The sequence below is a fragment of the Citrobacter sp. 506 genome, from assembly GCF_050434985.1.
In the GTDB taxonomy this organism is placed as follows: Bacteria; Pseudomonadota; Gammaproteobacteria; order Enterobacterales; family Enterobacteriaceae; genus Citrobacter; species Citrobacter braakii.
Genome location: NZ_JBNDJN010000006.1, coordinates 85,876 through 110,199, shown reverse-complemented (window position 1 = coordinate 110,199; position 24,324 = coordinate 85,876). Strand labels below are relative to the sequence as shown.

Below are 24,324 nucleotides of genomic sequence, written 5' to 3'. Positions count from 1 at the left end.
TTAAATCCCTGGACGGTTTATCGATTGTTTTGCCCTGCAGTCTGAGCGCGTTTAGACGCGTCAGGCACCAGACGATAAAAGGTTTCGCCCGGCTTAGTCATGCTGAGTTCGTTGCGCGCGCGCTCCTCAATAGCCTCTTGTCCGCCATTGAGATCGTCAATTTCGGCAAAGAGCTGATCGTTACGTGCTTTAAGTTTCGCGTTCGTAGCTTGCTGCGCAGCAACATCATCGTTGACGCGACTATAGTCATGTATGCCGTTCTTACCGAACCACAGCGAATACTGCAGCCAGACCAATAAAGCCAGCAACAGCAGCGTTAGTTTACCCATCCTGCCCCCTGAAAAACGGCATTAACATCCCATAACTTCCGCAGACAACTTTACATCAACGGTCGGGAATGCCGCGACAACGCGGGCAAATGTACCACATTTGCCCGTTGTTACGTATACCCCGTGTAAGGAGAACATAATCTCATTGTTGGTTACGGTTTGAATTATGACCAGAGAGTGAACAACATCAGCGATTGTTAAAAAAAGGCGTTTGCCTAACCCAACAACCACAGAAATAGCGCGCCAAACATCGCCCCAACCACCAGTAGGGTGCAGGTAATGCTCAGCAGCAACAGCCCCTTCAATAGGGAGTGCAGCGCAATACCCGCGACAATCGCCACGGGCAGCAATGCGAGGAAAAAGGGCCAGGTATAAATGAAGAAAAAGAGTGTGTTAGGGCCATAAATCAGAAACGGAATCCCCAGCGCCAACAGCCACGCGATAAAACCGACCACGGCACCCGGTAGTGACCAGGTGGTTTCATCGTCGGCGGCGAAGGTATCTGACTCTGTAATAGTAATGTTATGGCTGTTACGCATATCTAATCCTGTGACCGTGACTGACCGGGCATACAAGCTCGGGTGTCTCAGGATCTGATAATATCTTCCTGCCTCAGCAGGTCTAATAATTGGGGTACCAAATTTGTTACCAATTGTTCACCATCAAGGTGAATCTCTGGCGATTCAGGCGCTTCGTATACCGAATCAATTCCGGTGAAATTGCGCAACTCACCCGCCCGCGCTTTTTTATACAGCCCTTTTGGATCGCGTAATTCGCACGTTGCCAGCGGCGTATCGACAAAAACCTCAATAAAACGCCCTTCGCCAACGCGTTCACGGACCATTTTGCGTTCGGCGCGATGCGGAGAGATAAAGGCGGTCAACACCACAAGGCCCGCGTCCACCATCAGGTTAGCCACCTCGCCAACCCGACGAATATTCTCCTTACGATCGGCATCGCTAAACCCAAGATCGCTGCACAGGCCGTGGCGCACGTTATCGCCATCCAACAAATAGGTACTCACTCCCAGCTTGTGCAACGCCTCTTCCAGCGCCCCTGCTACCGTGGATTTACCGGAACCAGACAGCCCGGTAAACCACAGCACAACACCACGATGACCGTGGCGTTGTTCCCGCTGTTGCGGTGTAACAGGATGGGCATGCCAGACGACGTTTTCGTCATGCAGCGCCATTATTTTCCTCCCAGCAGATCGCGCGCGCCCCAGTGCGGGAAATGGCGACGCACCAACGCATTAAGCTCCAGCTCAAACGCGCTGAACTGAGAAGCCGCGGTGTGCTCCTGGACGATTGGCTCACGTACCAGCCCCGCGCCAACGGTAACGTTGGTCAGGCGGTCAATGATAATCAGCCCGCCCGTAACCGGGTTCTGCTGATAGGTATCCAGCACCAGCGGCTCATCAAAGGTCAGATTAACCAGACCGATGCCGTTTAGCGGCAACGCTTCAACATCACGTTGGGTCAGGTTATTAATATCAATCTGGTACTGCACGTTATCAACGCGTGCGCGGGTCTTCTTACCGGCGACTTTGATGTCGTAGCTCTGCCCAGGCGACAACGGTTGTTCCGCCATCCACACCACATCAACGGCAGCGCTTTGTACCGCAGGTAACGCTTCACCGGCATCAAGTAGCAGGTCGCCCCGGCTGATATCGATCTCATCTTTCAATACCAAGGTGATCGCTTCACCCGCATGTGCTTCCTGTAAATCACCATCAAAGGTTACGATCCGCGCCACGCTCGACTCAACGCCGGATGGCAGTACTTTGACGCGTTGCCCTACCTTCACACTACCGGAGGCCAGCGTCCCGGCATAACCACGAAAATCCAGATTCGGTCGGTTCACATACTGCACCGGGAAGCGCATCGGCTGAGTATCAACTATGCGTTGGATCTCAACGGTTTCCAGTACTTCCAGTAGCGTCGGACCGCTGTACCACGACATGCTGGCGCTTTGTGAAGCCACGTTGTCGCCTTCCAGCGCAGAGAGCGGCACAAACCGGATATCCAGGTTGCCCGGCAACTGTTCAGCAAAAGTAAGATAGTCTTCGCGAATGCGGTTAAATGTCTCTTCGCTAAAGTTCACCAGATCCATTTTGTTGATCGCCACCACCAGGTGTTTGATCCCAAGTAGCGTGGAGATAAAGCTGTGACGACGGGTCTGATCCAGCACGCCTTTACGCGCATCGATCAGCAGGATCGCCAGGTCGCAGGTCGACGCACCGGTCGCCATGTTGCGAGTGTACTGCTCATGGCCGGGAGTATCCGCAATAATAAATTTACGCTTCTCGGTAGAGAAATAACGGTAAGCCACGTCGATGGTGATGCCCTGCTCGCGCTCGGCTTGCAAGCCGTCAACCAATAACGCCAGATCGAGCTTTTCGCCCTGAGTACCGTGACGTTTACTGTCGTTGTGCAGCGATGAAAGCTGGTCTTCATAAATCTGACGCGTGTCGTGCAGCAGGCGACCAATCAGGGTGCTTTTCCCATCATCCACGCTACCGCAGGTTAAAAAACGCAGCAGGCTTTTGTGTTGCTGGGCGACCATCCAGGCTTCAACGCCGCCTTCATTAGCAATTTGTTGTGCAAGTGTCGTGTTCATGGCGGCTCCTTAGAAATACCCCTGACGTTTCTTCAGCTCCATGGAGCCCGCCTGGTCGCGGTCAATCACGCGGCCCTGACGTTCACTGGTGGTTGAGACCAGCATCTCTTCGATAATTTCCGGCAGAGTCTGCGCATTCGACTCCACCGCGCCTGTTAACGGCCAGCAGCCGAGCGTACGGAAACGCACCATACGTTTTTTAATCACTTCGCCCGGTTGCAGATCGATTCTGTCGTCATCAATCATCATCAGCATGCCGTCGCGTTCCAGCACCGGACGCTCCGCCGCCAGGTACAGCGGCACGATGTCGATATTTTCCAGCCAGATGTACTGCCAGATATCCTGTTCAGTCCAGTTGGAGAGCGGGAATACGCGAATGCTTTCGCCTTTGTTAATCTGTCCGTTGTAGTTATGCCACAGTTCCGGACGCTGATTTTTAGGGTCCCAGCGATGAAAACGATCGCGGAAAGAATAAATGCGCTCCTTGGCACGCGATTTCTCTTCGTCACGACGAGCGCCACCGAACGCGGCGTCGAAACCGTATTTGTTCAACGCCTGCTTCAACCCTTCGGTTTTCATAATATCGGTATGCTTGGCGCTACCGTGAACAAACGGGTTGATGCCCATCGCCACCCCTTCCGGGTTTTTATGCACCAGCAGTTCACAACCGTAGGCTTTCGCCGTGCGGTCACGAAACTCGTACATCTCGCTGAATTTCCAGCCGGTATCAACGTGCAGCAGAGGGAACGGCAACGTGCCAGGATAAAACGCTTTGCGCGCCAGATGCAGCATTACGCTGGAATCTTTGCCGATGGAATACATCATCACCGGATTCGAAAACTCGGCGGCCACCTCACGAATAATATGGATGCTTTCCGCTTCCAGTTGCCGCAGGTGGGTAAGTCGTTTTTGATCCATAACCGTTCCTATGTAATGCCGTTATTTTGCTAACGATGCTCAGATAACCTGACTATAGGGAGGGCAAGAGGGCGAATGAAATTACGAATTGGAATGAGTAGTTCCTCAAAGGAATAACGATCCGGAAAAGCAAATATCAAAAAGTGCTTAAGCTACCGAATTTAGGGCATTTAGGAGCAAATGAAATTGTTTTACCTCGATCACGGTTTCATACTAGCGGCTAAAAATTTCTGCTTGGTATTTAAGGACTCATTATGTTTTCCGCAACGCGCCCCCTTCTTGCAATCCTGGCGCTCGGCGCGTGCTTTATCCTTCCCGCACAGGCAACATCTTCCAAACCTGGAGATATCGCAAATACCCAGGCTCGATATATCGCAACGTTTTTCCCAGGCCGCGTAACCGGCTCTCCGGCAGAAATGTTGTCTGCTGATTATATTCGCCAGCAATTTCAGCAGATGGGCTACAGCAGTGATATTCGAACGTTTAATAGCCGTTATGTTTATACCGCCAAAAATAACCGTAAAAACTGGCATAACGTCACGGGGAGTACCGTTATTGCCGCACATGAGGGTAAAGCGCCACAGCAGATTATTATCATGGCGCACCTCGACACCTACGCCGCACAGAGCGACGCCGATTCCGATGCCAATCTGGGTGGATTGACCCTGCAAGGTATTGATGACAACGCCGCAGGACTTGGCGTGATGCTGGAACTGGCGGAAAAACTCAAAGACGTGCCGACGCAGTACGGCATTCGATTTATCGCCACCAGCGGCGAGGAAGAAGGCAAACTGGGCGCGGAGAACATCCTGAAGCGAATGAGCGCCGCCGAGAAGAAAAATACGCTGCTGGTTATCAACCTCGATAACCTGATCGTCGGCGATAAGCTCTATTTCAATAGCGGTAAGAAAACCCCGGAAGCGGTGCGAAAATTGACGCGCGACCGGGCGCTGGCCATCGCGCACAGCCGCGGTATCGTAGCCAGCACCAATCCGGGACTGAACAAAAACTATCCGAAAGGTACTGGATGTTGTAACGATGCAGAGGTCTTCGACGACGCGGGCATTGCCGTGCTCTCCGTTGAAGCAACCAACTGGAGTCTGGGCAAGAAAGATGGCTATCAACAGCGCGCCAAAAGCGCCTCGTTCCCGGCAGGCAACAGCTGGCACGATGTGCGACTGGATAACCAGCAGCATATCGATAAAGCCTTACCGGGCAGGATAGAGCACCGTAGCCGCGACGTGGTACGCATTATGCTCCCGCTGGTAAAAGAACTGGCAAAGGCGGGTAAATCCTCGTAACCCATCCAGCTCCATAATATTTCTGCTTTCAAAGTGGATTATCCCCGCTGGCGCGGGGAAGACACCAATCGAGATTAACATTGTAACGGCGCGATCGGTTTATCCCCGCTGGCGCGGGGAACACCCCCGAAAGAAATCGCCGCCCAGTTAAATCTGCCGGTTTATCCCCGCTGGCGCGGGGAACACGAACGCAGCTTCATCGATGACAACGTTGCCCTGCGGTTTATCCCCGCTGGCGCGGGGAACACGGCGAAGGAACCGCATTAAGAATTCAGTCTGACGGTTTATCCCCGCTGGCGCGGGGAACACGCAGTTTTCACTGCTTGTTCATCTGACATTCCTGGTTTATCCCCGCTGGCGCGGGGAACACATAACCGGTACCGCCATACTGTTTCCAATGGCCGGTTTATCCCCGCTGGCGCGGGGAACACGATCCCGCCATAGGCCTTCATCGCCTCGATCACGGTTTATCCCCGCTGGCGCGGGGAACACATTACTATCAATCTCGCAATCGAATTCAGCAGCGGTTTATCCCCGCTGGCGCGGGGAACACCCCCAATTGCTGAATAGTCGGTTTTGTCACGACGGTTTATCCCCGCTGGCGCGGGGAACACTTTGGTTGTTGTGTCGCCCTCGTTTTTCTGTTCGGTTTATCCCCGCTGGCGCGGGGAACACTATTCCCGCCTCACGTATCGTATAGCCGCCGACGGTTTATCCCCGCTGGCGCGGGGAACACCCCCTTCACGCCAATGCCAGCGGCGCGGATTGCGGTTTATCCCCGCTGGCGCGGGGAACACGTGTTTAATAGCCGCAGTGAGCCCATGTGGGGCGGTTTATCCCCGCTGGCGCGGGGAACACGATTCCAGAATCATTGCAACGGACACGCGGTGCGGTTTATCCCCGCTGGCGCGGGGAACACTTCGTCAGAGTTCAGCACCCGTCCGGATGTCGCGGTTTATCCCCGCTGGCGCGGGGAACACACGGGCGCAATTCTCCAACGCTACCCGCTGCCCGGTTTATCCCCGCTGGCGCGGGGAACACGCTATGTTCCGTGCGAATATCCGCGCAGGCATCGGTTTATCCCCGCTGGCGCGGGGAACACGCGCAGTTAACTCGAATGCGCGGGGCGTTGTCAGGTTTATCCCCGCTGGCGCGGGGAACACTTGCCCGTTGATTTCAACAAACCGCGATAATCCGGTTTATCCCCGCTGGCGCGGGGAACACGCGAACAACTTGATACAGACGCGTTAAAACAGGCGGTTTATCCCCGCTGGCGCGGGGAACACCAAACCACGCTGGAAGATAAAGCCAAACGCTACCGGTTTATCCCCGCTGGCGCGGGGAACACTCTGCCGCCGTGTCTCCCATTCCCATGAATTCCGGTTTATCCCCGCTGGCGCGGGGAACACCTCAATGCCTCCTCAACGAGGCTTGCACCACCCGGTTTATCCCCGCTGGCGCGGGGAACACCAAAACATTCGCGCAACTAACCAGGCTATCAACGGTTTATCCCCGCTGGCGCGGGGAACACTATAATTAATGAAAGTGGAAAAGTTATTCCTCCGGTTTATCCCCGCTGGCGCGGGGAACACGAAAGTATCGTTTCCCACGTTTTTCTACATGTGGGTTTATCCCCGCTGGCGCGGGGAACACAACAGTCGTATAAAACGAAAGCTGAAAAAGCGCGGTTTATCCCCGCTGGCGCGGGGAACACAAATCGCGCCCGTTGCCCTGGTTGTGTTTCTACGGTTTATCCCCGCTGGCGCGGGGAACACTTGCGAATGCTGCCCTTCAGTGAATCCTCTGTCGGTTTATCCCCGCTGGCGCGGGGAACACACAGTTACGACACCTACGAATGTCGAATCAAACGGTTTATCCCCGCTGGCGCGGGGAACACGTGGGTGCGGGTGTAATGGTTGATCCGGTGCAACGGTTTATCCCCGCTGGCGCGGGGAACACTTTGTCAATTTCTCCAGCAAGGGTTTTAAAGTCGGTTTATCCCCGCTGGCGCGGGGAACACTGATTTTATTGCTTAAATATGACAATGAATCACGGTTTATCCCCGCTGGCGCGGGGAACACGACAAAAATCGCCAAAAATCAGGACGGGAACACGGTTTATCCCCGCTGGCGCGGGGAACACTTACACCAGCGTATCGGCCAGCGGAACAATTTCGGTTTATCCCCGCTGGCGCGGGGAACACATTATCGACCTGTCCGGCGAACAGCCGTTTCTCGGTTTATCCCCGCTGGCGCGGGGAACACGACCTGATCCAGAAAAACAGTTAGCGCCGTACCGGTTTATCCCCGCTGGCGCGGGGAACACTGTATAAATCGGTCCTGAATGTCCTGTGGAACCGGTTTATCCCCGCTGGCGCGGGGAACACTTCGCGACGGTGCATTGCACCAGTACCCCTGTCGGTTTATCCCCGCTGGCGCGGGGAACACTTCACTCCGTCCAATTTCGTTTATGAATTGCTCGGTTTATCCCCGCTGGCGCGGGGAACACTACATCTGCGACCGACTACCGCGCCGCGATGGCGGTTTATCCCCGCTGGCGCGGGGAACACGCTATACCTCATCTGTTCGATCATGATTTCCACGGTTTATCCCCGCTGGCGCGGGGAACACCGAACAGTCACGCCAGAGGCGATCAGGTCACACGGTTTATCCCCGCTGGCGCGGGGAACACTGGTGGGTGATACTGCACGCGCCACGCTGGACCGGTTTATCCCCGCTGGCGCGGGGAACACGTGTTGTTACGGTTAGCCATAACGAAATCGCGCGGTTTATCCCCGCTGGCGCGGGGAACACCCCATCCTTGACTTTTTATTTACTCCAAAAAACGGTTTATCCCCGCTGGCGCGGGGAACACTACTTTCTTAATCCAGCCCCTAAGCGCATCGACGGTTTATCCCCGCTGGCGCGGGGAACACAGTTGATTTAACCCCGCAATCACGTTTGCCTGCGGTTTATCCCCGCTGGCGCGGGGAACACGGGGATCGGGAGATCAGCACCAGCTTTGCCAGCGGTTTATCCCCGCTGGCGCGGGGAACACCAGCGCAGCACGCAGCGTAATAGCTCTGGCTTCGGTTTATCCCCGCTGGCGCGGGGAACACTAACGCGTCTGTATCAAGCTGTTCACGTTGCCCGGTTTATCCCCGCTGGCGCGGGGAACACATGCGATTTTTGCTGAGTCCTATCTGGAACAGCGGTTTATCCCCGCTGGCGCGGGGAACACTTTAAAACTTGCCGACATTTTTTCCATCCCGCCGGTTTATCCCCGCTGGCGCGGGGAACACACTAAATATATATAACTGTTTTCTATTGCAATTTTCATCAAGTAACAATCTACCAACTTGGGAACAACAATTCCGTTTTATTAAAGAACACTCAACCTATTGATTATCAAAAGGAAGAAAAGACACTAGTCTAAGTCCATCCAAATCTACCGGAATACGGCGATTTTCTCCCCAGGTTTGAAACTCAAAACCTGACTCCGTGTTTGTCGCCCAGGCCATCACAACGTTTCCCGCTCCGCCCAACTGTATGATTTGGTGCCAAATCATTTCCCGAATTCGCTTAGAGGTATCACCAACGTAAACACCCGCACGGATTTCCAGCAGCCAGACGGCGAGACGCCCTCGCAGACGCGGCGGAACGTTTTCCGTTACAACGACAACCATACTCATCCACCACGCCCCCTATGACCACCATCTCCAAACAATTCCGGTTCCGGTATTGCAGGCGGCAACATATCTGGCGCAGGCTGCGGAGGGTCTATTTCGCCAGCGTCAAGGACTTCCTCAATCAGAGGTATCAGTTTGCTCGTCAGCTTAGAACTACGAAATATATCGCGACAGGCCAATCTCACCTCTCTATCTGGCTCTACAGGATGGCGGGCAGCAATTTCAAATGCCTTCGGCACGACAGAGTCGAATTTAATGATATCGGCAATGTCATAAACAAAAGAAAGCGGTTTACCACTGTGAATGAAACCAATGGCAGGTGCATAGCCAGCCGCCAGGATAGCCGCTTCTGAAATCCCATAAAGACATGACGTCGCGGCGCTAATACATCGATTGACTACATCGCCTTTTTCCCAGTCTTTAGGATCATAGTTGCGACCATTCCATTTTACGCCGTATTGTTTTGCCAGCAGGGCATAGGTCTGTCGCACACGGGCCCCCTCAATACCGCGTAACTGTTCAACTGAACGACGCGCTGGGGGCGGCTCGCGAAAACGCAATTCATACATTTTTCGCACGACTTTCAGCCGAAAATCATCATCCAGCGCTAATTTGGCCTGATAGAGTAGTTTGTCAGCCCGTGCCCCTCCGGGCTGGCCGGAAGCGTAAACGCGCACACCCGCTTCCCCAACCCACACCAGCAATGTCCCGACTATTGATGCCAGTCGCACTGCGGCATGAGAGACTCGCGTTCCCGGCTCCAGCATAATGCAGGCTACCGACCCCACCGGAATATGCGTGCGAATACCGCTTTTATCGATCAAGACAAACGCGCCATCCAGTACGTCAACCTGACCATACTGGAGGAAGATCATTGAGGTACGATCTTTTAAGGGAATCGGGCTTAGCGGGACAAACGTCACTCACCATCTCCCGGTTTGATCATCATCATGCCGCAGCCAAACGCCCGGCTTTTACCGAATCCCACCGCCAGACGTTGCAGGAATCGTTCAGGATCGTTGACCTCCAGCACGCCACTATAATCCACGCTGCTGAACTGAATCATCTGGCGGGCTTTCTCGCGCCGTATCTGCTGCTGCCGATAGGCATCAACATTACTCTCACACAATGAGAATCCATGTTGCTCCCCCTGGCGAGACAGCCACGCCAGCGCCGCCTGCTGCTGACAGAGCCAGATGTCCTGACTACCCATCTGCGCTTTGACCTGGCGCTTTGCTTCCATCAGCAAATCATGACGTTTACCTGCTTTACAAATTGTCGGATTAGCACGCAGGTTAAATCGCAACGTCTGACCAACGCTTAACGCTGGGCTGAACGAGCGGCACTGCACGTCGAAAATCGCGCTTTCTGCTGGCCGTTCCTGTGACAAAACAAAAAAGCGAAAAGCACCCTGTAACTCCTCACGACGATAAAGGAACTGCCGATCCTTTCCACCAGGAAAAAGATCCCACAGCCACTGATGCATAACGTATTCGCCACGATCCACCAGATGCAGCAGTTGTGAAGGCGAAAGCTGGCTGGTATGTAACGTTATTCTTGAGAGGTACACTATTCCTCCTTGCTGAGCCATGGCCCTTGATTCACGGAACGTTCGCCAAACAACCATTGTTGGCGACTCAACGGCCTGTCACGGCGGCGCAAAATTTTATTCGCGGTTAAGCCGTCGTGATCCCCTTCCCACCAGCATTCATTCTGTAATTTCGCCAGAGGAAGTTTCAGCGCTTTGAATTTACTCTCATACTGACGATATGCCTCACGTAAGACATCCGGCGCGCTTCCTTCCAGCAGTACCGGCGCGAGCGGCAACCCCAGCGGATAGCTTTTTCGCCCCAAATACAGAGGAAATACCGGATGTTGCAATCCTTCCCGGATCTGCTTCAGCGAATAAGGCGCGTCCGGCGTCATTGCAACGCCAACCATCCACCAGGCATCGGTGTAATAGTCTCGCCGGGAAATCAGCGCACTGAGCAACTCAGGATCGCGCAGCTCTTCCCGGCGGCTAAAATAGCGCGCTTTACGCACCTCTCTTGGCATCTGGACTGTGTGATAATCTCGTGCCCAGCGGGGTTCCTGGCTGGCACACAACAGAAAAGCATAATGCTGATTGAAATCGTTTAACCGCTCCTCTTCATCACGACAAATACCGAGCGCTGCCGCGAGCAGCCCCAGTAATGCCGAACGAGAGGGAAGCTCGTGACTATGGCGAACTTCGCCGGGCGCATCGACGCCCCAGGAAGCCATTGGCCCATGAAGCTGAAAAACCAGATATTGGCTCATAGCCGCCCCTTACGCGCAGATAAAGTCCAGGACGTCTTTCATGCTTCCCTGTTGCTGCATAACATCAAAGTGGGTTGATTTGGTTTGCTCACCATAGACTTTCTTCATATTTTCACGCAGTTCGGTAATGCGTTTTACCGCCACATCCAGTTGGTTGGTGCCGTTGATCGGATTATAAAATGCCGCAGCCAGGGAACGAGGCTGATCGGTTCCCGTTTCCGCCAACGCCCAAGAGGCATAAGCGCGACTGGCAAAGCTGTTTTGTTTGCCGGTTGGCGAGACTTTCAGCGCCGCTTCGGTAAAGGCCCGCAACGTTTTATTAGCCAGCTCTTCATTACTGTGGAGATTTTTCACCAGCAGATCTTTGTCGATGCAGATATAGGTATAAAACAGCGCTGAACCAAAACCGGTTTCTCCCAAGTGACCTGCGCCCGCATCATCTGAAGAAGCGCGTAAATCGTCGACGGCAGTAAAGAAATCGTCTTCGACGATCGTTTCGCTGACGCCGAAGGCATGCGCAACCTGGCAGGCTGCTTCTATATTGAACTCTGGTTTATTGGCCAGCATGCGGCCAAACATCGCGATATCGACGGCCATGCGATCTTTACGTAGCAGCGCCAGCTCTTCCTCTTTTGGCGCACGTTTTTCTTCTGCCAGACGATGAGCCAGGGTAATTACCGCATCAAACTCTGCCGGGCTAATGTGCACCAGTTGCTCGGTTTCGGCGTTGGTCAGTACATCTTTCGCTTTCTTATCTGCTTTTACTTTGCCAAAGCAGTTTGCGATACCCTCTACCCATTCAACCGCTTTTTTCGGATCAATACCTTTTTCTATCAAGATATTCGCCGCCTCACGCGCAATACGCCCACTGCGAATACCAATATTCCCGGCCAGCGCCTGCTCAAACAATTCAGAAGTGCGCCATGCGCGTTTCAGACTCTGGGAAGAAATACGCAAACGTGTTGCTCCGCCAAGCACTACTGTTTTCGGCGCACCGGTATCGTCACGGTTCAGATTGGCAGCAGGATAAGCGGTCAGTAAATGGAGCTGAATAAACGTTGTCATTTGGAGTCCCTATTAATTTTCTTCGTTATCGGTTTCGCCAGCCTGATAGTATTCCAGCGCCCAGCGGATATGGATAAATTCGGTGGGTCGCTGCTGACGGCGATGATGGTTTTGCAAATCGTCGTATTCCTGACACCAGCGGAAAATATCTTCCGCCAGCGAAATCAGGTTTACAGAGCCTTTTAACAGCTTCACCGCACGTCGCAGCTGACGCAGCAGTTCATCCGGCGTTTTTACCGCAGACAATATCGCAAACCGCTTCTCCGACATGACCGGGTTATTGCCCGTCATCTGCCCAAGCTGCGCGGCAAAACACAGGCGTTCATCAATCGTTTTCACATTTGCGCCCAGTGCAGCAACCAGCGCCAGCGCGGTAACCCGCCACTCCTGCCCTTCAATTTTCCACAGCGTATGGGTCTGCATCAGCAGGGAGCGAAATCCTTCAGACAGACAGGCATCGTTTACCGTTATGCTGCGCCGCAGACTGGCACGCGCGCCGCGCTTCTCCTGCAACTCCTCATGCCATTTGCGCAGCCTGGCTTTGTGATCTTCTTTCACAATACTCATTCAGCAGCCTCCTGCTTTTTGTCCCTGACGGTTTTTGCGCTTTGCTTTTCCGCCGATGTCGTAAAATATTTTTTGCGTGCCATCATGCTGCGCTTCAGGTCGTTATCTTCATAGGGGTTGGTAAAGACACGATCGTCAAAGTAACGGCGAGTAAATAGCCACAGCTCCCTTTGCCATTTATTCAGCCTGTCACCCGGCTCCTGGCCATTTTCAAGATCGTGAATCAGGGTCAAAAAACGTCCCTGCGTCAGATTCCAGAAATCAATATCAATAAAACTGAAGTCGCCGCGCGCGCCTTTGGCATCGGCGAACCAAGCTTCTTTTAGGGCGTTACGTAAAAGGCTGAGGAGTCGGGTAGCCGTTTGCACGGCTTTACGCAAATGAGGGATCAAATTTTCCGTCATAAGTATCGGGAAGTGATGTTCATACCAGCAGCGTATTTTCATATTGTCGAAATCCGCCCCAAAGCCCCACAAACCCGCCTTTATGTCCTTCAGGCTGCGAGCGTTAAACACTTTGACCACCAGCGCCGGATATTCTTTATTCGTGTCCGTCTGGTTGTCCTGGCTTAACCCCAGCCAGTCCCGCCAGATAAGCCCGCCAGGCTGTGGTTTCACGGAAAAGAATCCATCGCTCTCTTTTATCGGCAGACGATACGGCGTCAGCGGGTGTCGCCAGCCTTCATAGTTAACGCCGTAGTTTTTGACGGTCATCGCGCTGAGTAACTCGTCGCTGTCAGCGCCGCACATATCGCAAAAACCAGACTGCGAGGTGGCAAAATCCAGACGGATACGGCGCGGCATACCCCAGTACGCCTGGAGCTTATTAACCAGCTCCGGCGTCGTCACAGCGCTGGCTTGTTCGCTGGTGCGCGTAACGGCGAGCCATGGAAAAATCGACGCATCATATAAATCTGGCAGAGGAAGTTCTGCGGCGTCCTGCGGCATCACGTTAAGCCACAGCTTGCGCCACAGCGGCGTTTGCCGGGTACCCTGATGCTCCTGTAACTCGATAAGCGTGGTCATCGGCCCACCACCGCGCAGACCGGTACGATAGCCTTTACCGCCGGATGGCGCGTTGAGTTGCAGTGAGAATAGCGCCAACGCCGCGCAATGCGGGCAAAAACGTTCTGTGACGCCACGTTTGATAAAATGGTCTTTATTAAATTTGGTGGTTTGCGCCCCGGGTGTTTCCGGCAACAGCGAAGCTATAGAAACTTTTTCGCCGCTTAACGGTTCAAAATCCTGCATAAAAGAGGGCGATTCAGCACCGAACTGAAAGGCATGCTCTAAGGGGGTCAGCGCCTCACGAAGCGTTTCTTCCGTTAATCCCTCCACCCAAATATCGTCCCAGCGGGCGCTATTTTTTGGCGCAATGCTGCATTGCAGCAATCCCAGCAGAAATTGCCAGGCCGCCCCCTGTAAATCAGCTCGCGTTGCGGCGATATCCACCACGTTTTCATCCGCCAGATTGGCGGGGGCCAACTTGCCCAGCGAGCCGTCATTAAAGCGCACGGGAAGCCAGGGCGTTGTTAGTAAATTTATTGGAAACATACCTTTTCCTTACGATGCGCCATCCATAGCGCTAATGTTCCCTGGAGTGTTAATGAACTGACAGTTGAAAGCTTGCTGACAGCTTATTACCTAACTGAATCTTCAACCGACAGAACAACCGTTTGCATCGGTTTGATTTTTCTTCCATGACAGATTCCTTATTTACTATTGAAACAACCAATCCCTGAAAGAACGCTATCAAGCTGAGAAAAGTGATTGGGCTTCGGGGCATATCTTCTTATGAAGGGCCCGGAAGTCCATCCCCAGAAGAATTGTAGTGATAATACCCCATGAAAAACAAAAAACAAATGCTTATAGGGAAGACTTCATAAAAATCATCAAAAGACACTTTACGACATGCCTGCTACACTTGATCTGTTCCCTTTATTAAGGGTTGAACCGCTTATTGGGAAAACTTGTAAGCTAAGTTCTGTAACGTTCCCCGCGCCAGCGGGGATAAGTCCCGGAGCCATCTGGTTCCGGGCAATCTAATCAACTTTACCAATCAATCCTTCACTCGCCGTATAGCCGCTGTTTGCATCCTCCGACACAACAATCACCACGGCAAACTCCATATTCTGATGTTGCTCCACACACCATTTCTGCAGCACCTCTCCCTCCAGCCGTTCAAACTCATCTTTATGCTTTTCCCACCAGCTCTGGCGCACTCGCAGCACGCTCATCTCCCAGGGATGAGCACCAGAGGCATAAGGGGTGACGTTGCCATCAACCCTTTTCGCCAGCCATAGCGTGATGGACTCTTCCGCCAGACGAGTCGACAACTTCTCCGGAAGGAAATCGCTACTTTCAGGGCTGTATCCCGGTGCAAAGTTCAGCAACATCTGCGCGGCAAACGCCCGATCGCAATAATATTTTCCTTCCTGCGCATTCTCTGTTTTCGCAAAACCGTCAGGCATTACCACATTTTCACCGTATACCGACTCAATCAACAACCGGGCAGATTGCGGCATCCGAATGGCTCCCTGCTCCCGCAGCACGCGCTGTGTCAGCCATAGGCGGCCATGATCGGGATAGACATAGGCGCTGTTACGCATGGCAGCGGAAAACCAATCTTCTTGCGGGGCGCCATCCCACTCTGGTGCGAGGATCACCAGTTCCGGCGCATCGCGTTCATCCTGACCACTACCTTTCACTCTGCCGTTGCGATAGCGGATATGGCGCTGTAACCGTCCCGCTCGCTGGATCAGGAGATCCACTGGCGCTAAATCAGAGATCATCTCGTCCATATCGATGTCGAGACTCTGCTCAATCACCTGAGTGGCGATAAGAACTTTACCGGCACGTTGCGTACTCTCCCCTTTACCAAATAGCGACAATGTCTGCGTCTCAATCCGCTGCCGGTCATAAAAAGCAAATCGGCTATGAAATAATGAGAGATGTTCGGCCTGAACACGGCCTCTGGCGAGTAGCTGGCGATAAATCCGAATGGCATCATCCACCGAATTGCGAATCCACGTGATGCATTTGCCTTTGCTTACCGCTCGTTCAATTCGCGCGATGCAGGATTCCTCGCTATAGAGCCAACCGACATTAACACTGCGCTCAACTTCTTTGCGCGTCGCCACATGCTGAGAAACCACCTCCTGCCCTATAACCTGAGTCAACCAGGGATAATCGTCATAACTCAATAAAGGCGCTTCAGCTCGGCTTCCTGCCCCGCGCGCGAATGCGGCCACCAGCCGATCGCGCTGCTGTTGTGAGAGCGTGGCAGAAAGCAGGATCGTACTGTTGCCGCTGCGGGCCTGATGCTCAATCAGACTTTCCAGAATCCGCGACATATAGGCGTCGTAAGCGTGGATCTCATCGGCCAGCAGAATTTTGTCGCTAAGGCCCAGCAACCGCAGGTTGTTATGCTTAAACGGCATCACCGCCATCATGGCCTGATCGAGCGTGCCGACGCCCACTTCAGCCAGCAGCGCTTTCTTATTACTGTCGGCAAACCAGGCGGCGCAGCCCTGGCTTAAGGGCTGCTTATCATCCAGCTCCTCCGAACCTGACGACTCAGTCGACCAAATTGATTGATTAAATTTGTCCATTAAACCGCGCGCACTGTGCGCCAGCACCAGACTGGGGCAAGAACCCGACCTGTACAGCGAAAGCCAGCTCTCCGACAGGCGATCAAACATGGCATTCGCGGTTGCCATCGTCGGCAATCCAAAATACAACCCCTGCGCTTTTCCTGCCGCCATCAATCGATGGGTGAGAATTAACGCGGCCTCGGTTTTACCTGCGCCCGTTACGTCTTCCAGAATGAATAGTTGCGGCGCGTCTTTATCAATATCCAGCTCAAGTACCTTTTGCTGTAAAGGCGTGGGCTGCTGAATAAAGGGGAAAAGCGTTTGAATACCGGAGAAAGGAGCAACCGCAGAAGGAGGCGGTATCGTAGCAAGCGCGGCCTTCGCTTTATCCAGCGCTAGCGGCCAGTATTTTTCGATGGGCATCGAACAGGCGATGCGAGGGAAAAAACGGCAGGACGAACCACACCAGTCCGCCAGAACTACCGCAGCAGAAATCGGCCATGAGAGGTGCTGGAACAACACAATACCTTCGTCTTCATCCCAGAATAGCGGAATATCAATCAGCGGAAACAGCGATTTAATACGCGTTAAAAATTCCCGGGCCGCATCTTTGTCCTGCGGCAGAAAATTATCCAGCTCGCGAATCCCCTGCGGCGGGCGCCCATGATGGCCTGTCGTCACCGATATCCACATACCGATAACCCGCTTCAACTTGCGGGAAGAAAGTGGAGAGCCCGGCAATAGTTCAGGGAACTCGCTTAACCAACTGTTCCATAACCAGTGTCCCAGCGTCGTGTGGTGGATTGATTCATAGTTTTTTCGCCGTTCGGAAGGAACGGGCAGGTTGGGATGGCTATACAGCCGTTGAAATGAACTGGCAAACTTACCGATATCATGCCAACACAATAACCAGGCAAAAAATTGTGCGGCTTGCTCAACATTCGTTATTCCCAATCTCTGGAAATAAACAGCAAGCCCGTAGAGATTATTTTTCACCATCCAGTAGCCTACTGCCGCTACGTCCAGTGAATGCCAGCACAGCAGGTGGTAATCGTCGCCACCATCTTTTTCAACTTGCCGGCTTTTTCCCCAATAAAAATATATCGACACCGCGTATCCAGCTAATCAGGAATTGTCTTCGTATCATTACGTATTTACAGAAAACAATTCGTGACACGGCTCAATATATCTTATAATTCAATTAATTAGATAATATGATGTATATTCTAACTTACATTGAATTTTAATATAATTAATAACAAACTTGGCTAAAATATAAAAAAATCCCGGCAACGCCGGGAGTAGAATTATTGATTTGGTGTCCGCTATTTATCACCCTTCGTGCAATCCGCACTCGCGCTTCAATCCAAAGAACCGCGTCTCTTCTTCCGCCATACCCGGCTCCCATTTGCGGGTGGTATGGGTATCACCCACTGACAGATAGCCCTGATCCCACAGTGGATGGTATTTCAGGCCGTACTTTTGCAGGTACTGGTAAACGGTACGGTTGTCCCAGTCGATGATCGGCAGCACTTTAAACACGCCACGCTGGATAGCCAACACCGGCAAATGCGCCCGGCTGCCCGACTGCTCGCGGCGCAGACCGGCAAACCAGGTTTGCGCATTGAGTTCTTTAAGCGCGCGGTTCATCGGCTCGACTTTGTTGATCTCATTGTATTTCTCAATGCCTTCAACGCCCTGCTCCCACAGTTTGCCGTAGCGCGCTTCCTGCCAGGCCGCGCTCTCCTTCGCCCGGTAGACTTGCAGATTAAGCTTGAGTTTGTCTGTTAACTCATCAATAAACTGGTAGGTTTCCGGGAACAAATAGCCGGTATCGGTGAGGATCACCGGGATATCCGGGTGAACCTGATTCACCAGGTGCAGGCTTACTGCAGCCTGGATACCAAAGCTTGATGACAGTACATATTCACCAGGCAGGTTTTCCAGCGCCCACGCCACGCGATCCTCTGCGCTCAATTTTTCCAGTTGGTCGTTGGTTTGTGCCAACGCCATAACGCGTTCAACCTTCGGCAGCGCGTTCAACGCGTTGAGATCGAGTTTGGACATAAATTCCTCGCTGTTTACCTTGCCTGATGGCACTGCGCTTATCAGGCCTACAGATTCAGCAGACCCGATAAGTCAATTTCACCTTATTCCCAGAAATCCCGGGCGGGATCGAGCACCGGGCGAATGATGCCCGCACGCACCGTAAAATCACCGAAGCCTTCACCCGCTTCGCGCTCTTTCGCCCAGCGCCCAACCAGTTCGTCAACGGAGTCGAGAATTTCCGATTCCGTAATATTTTCGCGATACATACGCGGAATGCGCGTGCCCATGCGGTTACCGCCAAGGTGCACGTTGTAGCGCCCCGGCGCTTTACCCACCAGGCCCAGTTCCGCCAGCATCGCGCGGCCGCAGCCGTTCGGGCAACCTGTAACGCGCATCACGATATGCTCGTCAGGAATGCCGTGTTTTTCGAGAATAGCTTCCACTTTATCAGTGAACGATGGCAGGAAACGTTCGGCCTCCGCCATCGCCAGCGGACAGGTCGGGAACGACACGCAGGCCATCGAGTTTTCACGCTGCGGCTTCACCGCATTCATCAATCCGTGATCGCGCGCCAGCTTCTCGATCTTCGCTTTTTGGCTTTCCGGCACACCAGCAATGATCAGGTTCTGGTTGGCGGTGATGCGGAAATCCCCTTTGTGGATCTTCGCGATCTCCAGCAGGCCGGTTTTCAGCGGACGGCCCGGATAATCCAGGATACGGCCGTTTTCAATAAACAGCGTCAGGTGCCAGTTATTGTCGATCCCTTTTACCCAACCAATACGATCGCCGCGACCGGTGAACTCGTACGGGCGGATCGGCTCAAATTTAATACCCGCACGACGCTCCACTTCCTCTTTGAACGTGTCGATACCAACGCGTTCAAGCGTGTATTTGGTTTTGGCGTTTTTACGATCGGTACGATTACCCCAGTCGCGCTGCGTGGTAACAACCGCTTCCGCCACCGCCAGCGTGTGCTCCAGCGGCAGATAGCCGAATTCGCTCGCGGTGCGGGCGTAGGTTTTCTTATTGCCGTGCTCAATCGATAAGCCACCGCCGACCAGCAGGTTAAAGCCCACCAGCTTGCCGTTTTCGGCAATCGCTACGAAGTTCATGTCGTTGGCGTGCAGATCGATGTCGTTCTGCGGCGGGATTACGACCGTGGTTTTAAACTTACGCGGCAGATAGGTTTGACCGAGGATCGGCTCTTCGTCGGTGGTCGCAACCTTCTCCTGATCCAGCCAAATTTCTGCATAGGCGCGAGTACGCGGCAGCAGATGTTCGGAGATCTTCTTCGCCCATTCATAGGCTTGGGCGTGCAGCTCGGACTCGTACGGGTTAGAGGTACACAGAACGTTACGGTTCATGTCGTTGGCGGTCGCCAGCGCGTCCAGCCCGACCGAATGCAGCATCTGGTGTACCGGCTTAACGTTCTTCTTCAGAATGCCGTGAAACTGGAAGGTCTGACGGTTGGTCAGACGAATGCTGCCATAAATCGTGTTGTCATGGGCGAACGTGTCGATCGCCTGCCACTGTTTGGTGGTGATCACCCCACCCGGCAGACGGCAGCGCAGCAGCATCGCGTGACGCGGCTCCAGCTTTTGCTCGGCTCGTTCGGCGCGGATATCGCGGTCATCCTGCTGGTACATACCGTGAAAACGGATCAGCAGGAAGTTGTCGCCTTTGAAGCCGCCGGTCAGGCCGTCGTTTAAATCTTCGGCAATCGTACCGCGCAGATAGTTGCTTTCCAGCTTCATACGCTCAGCGTCGGACAGCTTGCCTTCGACCACCAATGGTCCTGGGTATTTTTCGCTCATTAGTAGACATCTCGCTGATAACGGCGCTCAATGCGCAGCTCACTTAAAAATTCATCCGCCGCTTCGATATCCATAGAACCGAATTCGGCAATCACTTCCAACAAAGCCTGCTCAACGTCTTTCGCCATGCGATTGGCGTCGCCGCAGACATAAATGTGGGCACCGTCGTTTATCCAGCGCCACAGTTCCGCACCTTGTTGGCGCAGTTTATCTTGTACGTAGACTTTTTCTTTTTGATCGCGCGACCAGGCAAGATCGATGCGGCTCAGTACGCCCTCTTTGACGTAACGCTGCCATTCCACCTGGTACAGGAAATCTTCGGTAAAGTGTGGATTGCCAAAAAACAGCCAGTTTTTGCCTTCGGCTCCGTCAGCCGCACGCTGCTGCATGAATGCACGGAACGGCGCAATCCCCGTGCCCGGTCCAATCATAATCACCGGTGTCTGCGGGTTAGCCGGCAGGCGGAAGTTATCGTTGTGTTCGATGAACACACGCACTTCGCCCTCTTCTTCCACGCGATCGGCGAGGAAACTGGACGCACCACCAGCACGGGCACGACCTTCAATGTCATAACGCACCACGCCCACGGTGACGTGCACTTCGCTTTCCACTTCCGCCTGGGAAGAGGCAATAGAATACAAACGCGGCGTCAGCGGGCGCAGAAGATCAACCAACGTTTGGGCGTCCAGTTGCGCTGGGGAGAAGCGCACCATATCGACGATTGGCGTGGTTGCGGCGTAATGCTGCAATTGCGCTTTGTCGCCCACCAGCGGCAGCAGAGAGTCGCTACGGGTTAAAGTGGCATAGTTCTCAACGATATTGCCGGTGTTAACCGTCAGCTCGAAATGCCACTGCAGCGCTTCGGTGAGCGACAGGGTTTTGCCGTCAACCGTGACCGGTTCATCTCCTTTCAGCCACAGCAATTCAACCAGCTCTTTGACCAGCTCAGGATCGTTCTGATACCAGACTCCTAAGGCATCGCCCGGCTGGTAGCGCAGGCCGGAATCGCCGAGATCGATTTCAATATGGCGCACATCTTTTTCCGAGTCGCGACCGGTGATTTTCTGATTCACCGCAAGCGATGCCGTCAGCGGCGCTTCTTTGGTGTACGGGCTGGTGTGTACTTCATTTACCGCACCGCTCGCAGCAATTTGCACAGACGATGCCGCAGGGGCACGCGCTTTCAGGACATCAACCAGACGGGCACGCCATTCGGCTGCCGCGCCCTGGTATTCGACGTCGGCATCCACGCGGTCAAGCAAGCGTTCACCGCCCAGCTCAGCCAGTTTTGCATCGAAGTCTTTTCCTGACTGACAGAAAAACTCGTAAGAAGTGTCACCAAGACCAAACACGGCAAAAGCGGTGTTATCGAGCTTCGGCGCTTTTTTCGAGAACAGGAATTTATGCAACGCTACGGCTTCTTCCGCCGGTTCACCTTCCCCTTGCGTCGACGCCACTACGATCAGCAATTTCTCATTGGCGATTTGTTTGAATTTATAGTCGCCAGCATTGATGAGAGTGACGTTGAGCTTTGCAGCGATCAGATCATCGCGCAGGGCTTCCGCCACACGACGCGCATTACCGGTTTGCGAGGCGGAGATAAGCGTAATGCCAGGCATTTCAGCAGCAGGCGCAGGAGTCGCCGCATTGCTGCCTGGCTGCTGATTCAGCACGCCCCAAAAATAGCCAGAAACCCACGCAAGCTGTGCGGGAGTGAAATCGGTCGTGGCCGCCTGAAGGCGTGCCAGTTGCTCCGGGTTTAGCGGTAGCAGAGCGGAAGGTGGGGCCTGTGTCGTCATGCGTTGTCATGTTCCAGTAAGCAAAGCGGATTTCAGCAATAAAACCCAAACTGAAGATAAGGTTAACGGCGGGGATAGTAACAATTAAAGAAGGGATAGAAATAACAAATAACCAAATGAACTAACCTGTTTTAGTTATAGTTATTAACAGCAAAACAGATTGGATAACTATATGACATATCAATAATTATTAAATATTACCATCATGAATCGGTCGTTCTGATACTCAGCGCCCTTTTAACTAATGATAAAATTCGCTCTTTACGGTACCCTACGGCGGTTTTTCGCATTCTTGAGAGTAAAAAATGTCCACCACCTTGTTTAAAGATTTCACCTTCGAAGCCGCTCACCGCCTGCCGCATGTACCGGAAGGGCATAAGTGTGGCCGCCTGCATGGTCACTCATTTATGGTGCGTCTTGAAATTACCGGTGAAGTCGATCCGCATACCGGTTGGATCATGGATTTTTCTGAGTTAAAAGCCGCGTTTAAGCCAACTTACAACAGACTCGATCACTACTATCTGAACGATATTCCCGGCTTAGAAAACCCAACTAGTGAAGTTCTGGCCAAATGGATTTGGGATCAGGTTAAACCGGTTGTCCCTCTGCTGAGTGCCGTAATGGTAAAAGAGACCTGCACAGCAGGCTGCGTGTATCGCGGGGAATGATTGTATCGTCTGTGGCAACGGTCAATTTTCCTTAACTAACACTCTGTTAGGGTTATGTGCTCTGGATATCTGGAGCACAACATGTCTGACGATTTCGATATTATTATTATCGGTGCAGGGATAGCGGGCACCGCTTGTGCTTTACGCTGCGTGCGAGCAGGACTGTCAGTTTTGCTTATTGAACGCGGCGAGCTTCCCGGCAGTAAAAACCTTTCCGGCGGGCGTCTGTATACTCACGCGCTCGGTGAACTTCTTCCCCACTTCCAACATTCAGCCCCACTTGAACGCCGAATTACCCAGGAAAATCTCTCGCTGTTAACTCGCGATGGCGCAACGACGTACTCCAGCCTGCAACCGGATGGAGACTCATGGAGCCTGCTGCGCGCCCGCTTCGACCCGTGGTTTGTCGCCCAGGCCGAGGCCGAAGGCGTACAGTTTATCAGCGGTGTGACGGTCGAGGCGCTCCATATCGAAGAGGGCAGAATCTGCGGCGTCATTGCCGATAACGAGACGCTGCGCGCCCGTTATGTGGTACTGGCGGAAGGGGCAAACAGCGTACTGGCCGAGCGCTACGGATTCCTGCCGCGTCCCTCGACAGCCGCAATGGCATTAGGCATTAAAGAGACTTTGGCGCTGGATAAATCGTTACTTGAGGAACGTTTCCGCTTATCCAATGACGAAGGCGCGGCAATGCTGTTTAGTGGCAATATTTGTGGCGAGCTTCCCGGCGGCGCGTTTCTCTATACCAATCAAGATACGCTCTCTCTGGGCGTGGTTTGTCCGCTCTCCTCTTTGGCACAGAGCGATATCCCAGCGACTGAACTGCTGGAGCGGCTCAAGACGCATCCGGCGTTACATCCGCTGCTCAGGGGCAGTGAAACGCTGGAATATGGCGCACATCTGGTACCAGAAGGAGGCCTGCACAGCCTGCCCGTACAGTACGCCGGAGAAGGCTGGCTGCTGGTGGGCGATGCGCTGCGCAGTTGTGTGAATACCGGTTTCTCCGTTCGCGGCATGGATATGGCGCTCATTGGCGCTCAGGCGGCGGCGCAAACATTGATTAACGCCTGCCGGAAACGCGAGCCGCAAAACCTGTTTCCGGCTTATCACCACGACATCCAGCACAGCCTGCTGTGGGGCGTTCTACAACGTTACCGGGATGTTCCAGCGTTGCTCCAGCGCCCCGGATGGTATCGCCAATGGCCCATGCTGATGGAGTCGGTCTCGCGCGAAATCTGGCATCAGGGCGACCGCCCGGTAGCCCCGCTGCGCCAGATTGTCTGGCGTCAGTTTCGTCGTCACGGCCTGCGTCATCTGGCAGGCGATATCATCAAGAGCTTACGATGTCTGTAGCCCGTAACGTCTGGCGTCCCGCCGACATTTCACATATCGTTCCTGCGACCGTTATTGACAGCGAAACGGCAGAACGGTTGATTACGTCCTGCCCCGCCGGACTGTTTTCTCTTACGGCGGAAGGTGAGCTACGGGTCAACTTTCGCGGCTGCCTGGAGTGCGGCACCTGTCGACTGCTGTGTGATGAAAAAACGCTGCAACAGTGGCGCTACCCCGCGTCCGGCTTTGGCATCACTTACCGATTTGGATAATTTAATAGGATAA

20 protein-coding genes and 1 CRISPR repeat array are annotated in these 24,324 nt (G+C 53.5%); of the genes, 4 read left to right on the top strand and 16 right to left on the bottom strand.

From position 1 onward, the window contains the following. Positions 1-17: 17 nt before the first annotated feature. The 5 genes from ftsB to cysD form a co-directional block, all read right to left on the bottom strand. Positions 18-329, bottom strand: a complete 312-nt coding sequence (ftsB, locus tag ABIE10_RS20240; protein WP_003034163.1) for a cell division protein FtsB — start codon at positions 327-329, stop codon at positions 18-20. 215 nt (positions 330-544) lie between these two features. Continuing rightward, positions 545-868, bottom strand: coding sequence for a DUF3561 family protein (locus ABIE10_RS20235; protein WP_016154211.1), 324 nt, complete (start codon positions 866-868; stop codon positions 545-547). Positions 869-915: 47 nt separating this feature from the next. Beyond that, the gene (gene cysC, locus ABIE10_RS20230; protein ID WP_019077557.1) at positions 916-1,521 is read right to left on the bottom strand and encodes an adenylyl-sulfate kinase; all 606 of its coding nucleotides are present in this window, start codon (positions 1,519-1,521) and stop codon (positions 916-918) included. Next, the gene (cysN, locus tag ABIE10_RS20225; RefSeq protein ID WP_016154213.1) at positions 1,521-2,948 is read right to left on the bottom strand and encodes a sulfate adenylyltransferase subunit CysN; all 1,428 of its coding nucleotides are present in this window, start codon (positions 2,946-2,948) and stop codon (positions 1,521-1,523) included. Before cysN ends, cysC begins: the two co-directional genes overlap by 1 nt. Positions 2,949-2,957: 9 nt before the next feature. Beyond that, positions 2,958-3,866: a sulfate adenylyltransferase subunit CysD gene (gene cysD / locus ABIE10_RS20220; protein WP_003034152.1), complete on the bottom strand. Its 909-nt coding sequence runs from the start codon at positions 3,864-3,866 to the stop codon at positions 2,958-2,960. Positions 3,867-4,120: 254 nt separating this feature from the next. Here cysD and ABIE10_RS20215 point away from each other — a divergent pair, with 254 nt between their 5' ends. Continuing rightward, a complete protein-coding gene (locus ABIE10_RS20215; RefSeq protein ID WP_019077559.1) occupies positions 4,121-5,167 on the top strand; it encodes an aminopeptidase in 1,047 nt (348 codons plus the stop codon). Positions 5,168-5,201: 34 nt separating this feature from the next. After that, positions 5,202-8,468: a CRISPR direct-repeat array (repeat unit 29 nt; unit sequence CGGTTTATCCCCGCTGGCGCGGGGAACAC). A gap of 96 nt (positions 8,469-8,564) precedes the next feature. Here the strand turns inward: ABIE10_RS20215 and cas2e are convergent. From cas2e to cysJ, 11 genes are all read right to left on the bottom strand, one after another. After that, positions 8,565-8,858, bottom strand: a complete 294-nt coding sequence (gene cas2e / locus ABIE10_RS20210; protein WP_019077560.1) for a type I-E CRISPR-associated endoribonuclease Cas2e — start codon at positions 8,856-8,858, stop codon at positions 8,565-8,567. Then, the gene (gene cas1e, locus ABIE10_RS20205; RefSeq protein WP_049282615.1) at positions 8,855-9,778 is read right to left on the bottom strand and encodes a type I-E CRISPR-associated endonuclease Cas1e; all 924 of its coding nucleotides are present in this window, start codon (positions 9,776-9,778) and stop codon (positions 8,855-8,857) included. The genes cas2e and cas1e overlap by 4 nt, the downstream gene beginning before the upstream one ends. After that, the gene (gene cas6e / locus ABIE10_RS20200) at positions 9,775-10,425 is read right to left on the bottom strand and encodes a type I-E CRISPR-associated protein Cas6/Cse3/CasE (RefSeq protein ID WP_429156864.1); all 651 of its coding nucleotides are present in this window, start codon (positions 10,423-10,425) and stop codon (positions 9,775-9,777) included. Before cas6e ends, cas1e begins: the two co-directional genes overlap by 4 nt. Further along, entirely contained in the window at positions 10,425-11,153 is a 729-nt protein-coding gene (gene cas5e, locus ABIE10_RS20195; RefSeq protein WP_200047098.1) for a type I-E CRISPR-associated protein Cas5/CasD, read from the bottom strand. The genes cas6e and cas5e overlap by 1 nt, the downstream gene beginning before the upstream one ends. Before the next feature lie 9 nt (positions 11,154-11,162). Next, on the bottom strand, positions 11,163-12,218 hold the full coding sequence (gene cas7e, locus ABIE10_RS20190) for a type I-E CRISPR-associated protein Cas7/Cse4/CasC (RefSeq protein WP_235117368.1): 1,056 nt from the start codon (positions 12,216-12,218) through the stop codon (positions 11,163-11,165). A 12-nt stretch (positions 12,219-12,230) separates the two neighbouring features. Further along, the gene (gene casB / locus ABIE10_RS20185; protein ID WP_103766737.1) at positions 12,231-12,785 is read right to left on the bottom strand and encodes a type I-E CRISPR-associated protein Cse2/CasB; all 555 of its coding nucleotides are present in this window, start codon (positions 12,783-12,785) and stop codon (positions 12,231-12,233) included. After that, positions 12,782-14,338: a type I-E CRISPR-associated protein Cse1/CasA gene (gene casA / locus ABIE10_RS20180; protein ID WP_429156860.1), complete on the bottom strand. Its 1,557-nt coding sequence runs from the start codon at positions 14,336-14,338 to the stop codon at positions 12,782-12,784. Before casA ends, casB begins: the two co-directional genes overlap by 4 nt. 488 nt (positions 14,339-14,826) lie before the next feature. Continuing rightward, complete coding sequence (cas3, locus tag ABIE10_RS20175; RefSeq protein ID WP_429156859.1) at positions 14,827-17,487, bottom strand: CRISPR-associated helicase Cas3'; 2,661 nt, start codon at positions 17,485-17,487, stop codon at positions 14,827-14,829. 222 nt (positions 17,488-17,709) lie between these two features. After that, complete coding sequence (gene cysH, locus ABIE10_RS20170; RefSeq protein ID WP_259688450.1) at positions 17,710-18,444, bottom strand: phosphoadenosine phosphosulfate reductase; 735 nt, start codon at positions 18,442-18,444, stop codon at positions 17,710-17,712. Positions 18,445-18,527: 83 nt separating this feature from the next. Continuing rightward, the gene (cysI, locus tag ABIE10_RS20165; protein ID WP_016154216.1) at positions 18,528-20,240 is read right to left on the bottom strand and encodes an assimilatory sulfite reductase (NADPH) hemoprotein subunit; all 1,713 of its coding nucleotides are present in this window, start codon (positions 20,238-20,240) and stop codon (positions 18,528-18,530) included. Further along, complete coding sequence (gene cysJ / locus ABIE10_RS20160; protein ID WP_429156856.1) at positions 20,240-22,039, bottom strand: NADPH-dependent assimilatory sulfite reductase flavoprotein subunit; 1,800 nt, start codon at positions 22,037-22,039, stop codon at positions 20,240-20,242. The genes cysI and cysJ overlap by 1 nt, the downstream gene beginning before the upstream one ends. Positions 22,040-22,344: 305 nt before the next feature. Here cysJ and queD point away from each other — a divergent pair, with 305 nt between their 5' ends. The 3 genes from queD (at position 22,345) to ABIE10_RS20145 (ending at position 24,311) form a co-directional block, all read left to right on the top strand. Beyond that, positions 22,345-22,707 carry a 6-carboxytetrahydropterin synthase QueD gene (gene queD / locus ABIE10_RS20155; protein WP_016154218.1) on the top strand — a complete coding sequence of 121 codons (363 nt, stop codon included), beginning with the start codon at positions 22,345-22,347 and terminating at the stop codon, positions 22,705-22,707. Between the two features lie 81 nt (positions 22,708-22,788). Beyond that, positions 22,789-24,060, top strand: coding sequence for an FAD-dependent oxidoreductase (locus tag ABIE10_RS20150; protein ID WP_429156855.1), 1,272 nt, complete (start codon positions 22,789-22,791; stop codon positions 24,058-24,060). Beyond that, positions 24,051-24,311, top strand: a complete 261-nt coding sequence (locus ABIE10_RS20145) for a ferredoxin family protein (RefSeq protein ID WP_287110206.1) — start codon at positions 24,051-24,053, stop codon at positions 24,309-24,311. The genes ABIE10_RS20150 and ABIE10_RS20145 overlap by 10 nt, the downstream gene beginning before the upstream one ends. The last annotated feature ends 13 nt before the right edge of the window (positions 24,312-24,324 follow it).

What these genes read in the sequence shown, in the direction of transcription:
- queD (WP_016154218.1), top strand. Translation starts at nt 22,345, where the DNA reads ATGTCCACCACCTTGTTTAAAGATTTCACCTTCGAAGCCGCTCACCGC.
- cysI (WP_016154216.1), bottom strand. Translation starts at nt 20,240, where the DNA reads ATGAGCGAAAAATACCCAGGACCATTGGTGGTCGAAGGCAAGCTGTCC.
- casB (WP_103766737.1), bottom strand. Translation starts at nt 12,785, where the DNA reads ATGAGTATTGTGAAAGAAGATCACAAAGCCAGGCTGCGCAAATGGCAT.
- ABIE10_RS20215 (WP_019077559.1), top strand. Translation starts at nt 4,121, where the DNA reads ATGTTTTCCGCAACGCGCCCCCTTCTTGCAATCCTGGCGCTCGGCGCG.
- casA (WP_429156860.1), bottom strand. Translation starts at nt 14,338, where the DNA reads ATGTTTCCAATAAATTTACTAACAACGCCCTGGCTTCCCGTGCGCTTT.
- cysJ (WP_429156856.1), bottom strand. Translation starts at nt 22,039, where the DNA reads ATGACGACACAGGCCCCACCTTCCGCTCTGCTACCGCTAAACCCGGAG.
- cysD (WP_003034152.1), bottom strand. Translation starts at nt 3,866, where the DNA reads ATGGATCAAAAACGACTTACCCACCTGCGGCAACTGGAAGCGGAAAGC.
- ABIE10_RS20235 (WP_016154211.1), bottom strand. Translation starts at nt 868, where the DNA reads ATGCGTAACAGCCATAACATTACTATTACAGAGTCAGATACCTTCGCC.
- ftsB (WP_003034163.1), bottom strand. Translation starts at nt 329, where the DNA reads ATGGGTAAACTAACGCTGCTGTTGCTGGCTTTATTGGTCTGGCTGCAG.
- cas5e (WP_200047098.1), bottom strand. Translation starts at nt 11,153, where the DNA reads ATGAGCCAATATCTGGTTTTTCAGCTTCATGGGCCAATGGCTTCCTGG.
- ABIE10_RS20145 (WP_287110206.1), top strand. Translation starts at nt 24,051, where the DNA reads ATGTCTGTAGCCCGTAACGTCTGGCGTCCCGCCGACATTTCACATATC.
- ABIE10_RS20150 (WP_429156855.1), top strand. Translation starts at nt 22,789, where the DNA reads ATGTCTGACGATTTCGATATTATTATTATCGGTGCAGGGATAGCGGGC.
- cysC (WP_019077557.1), bottom strand. Translation starts at nt 1,521, where the DNA reads ATGGCGCTGCATGACGAAAACGTCGTCTGGCATGCCCATCCTGTTACA.
- cas7e (WP_235117368.1), bottom strand. Translation starts at nt 12,218, where the DNA reads ATGACAACGTTTATTCAGCTCCATTTACTGACCGCTTATCCTGCTGCC.
- cas2e (WP_019077560.1), bottom strand. Translation starts at nt 8,858, where the DNA reads ATGAGTATGGTTGTCGTTGTAACGGAAAACGTTCCGCCGCGTCTGCGA.
- cysH (WP_259688450.1), bottom strand. Translation starts at nt 18,444, where the DNA reads ATGTCCAAACTCGATCTCAACGCGTTGAACGCGCTGCCGAAGGTTGAA.
- cysN (WP_016154213.1), bottom strand. Translation starts at nt 2,948, where the DNA reads ATGAACACGACACTTGCACAACAAATTGCTAATGAAGGCGGCGTTGAA.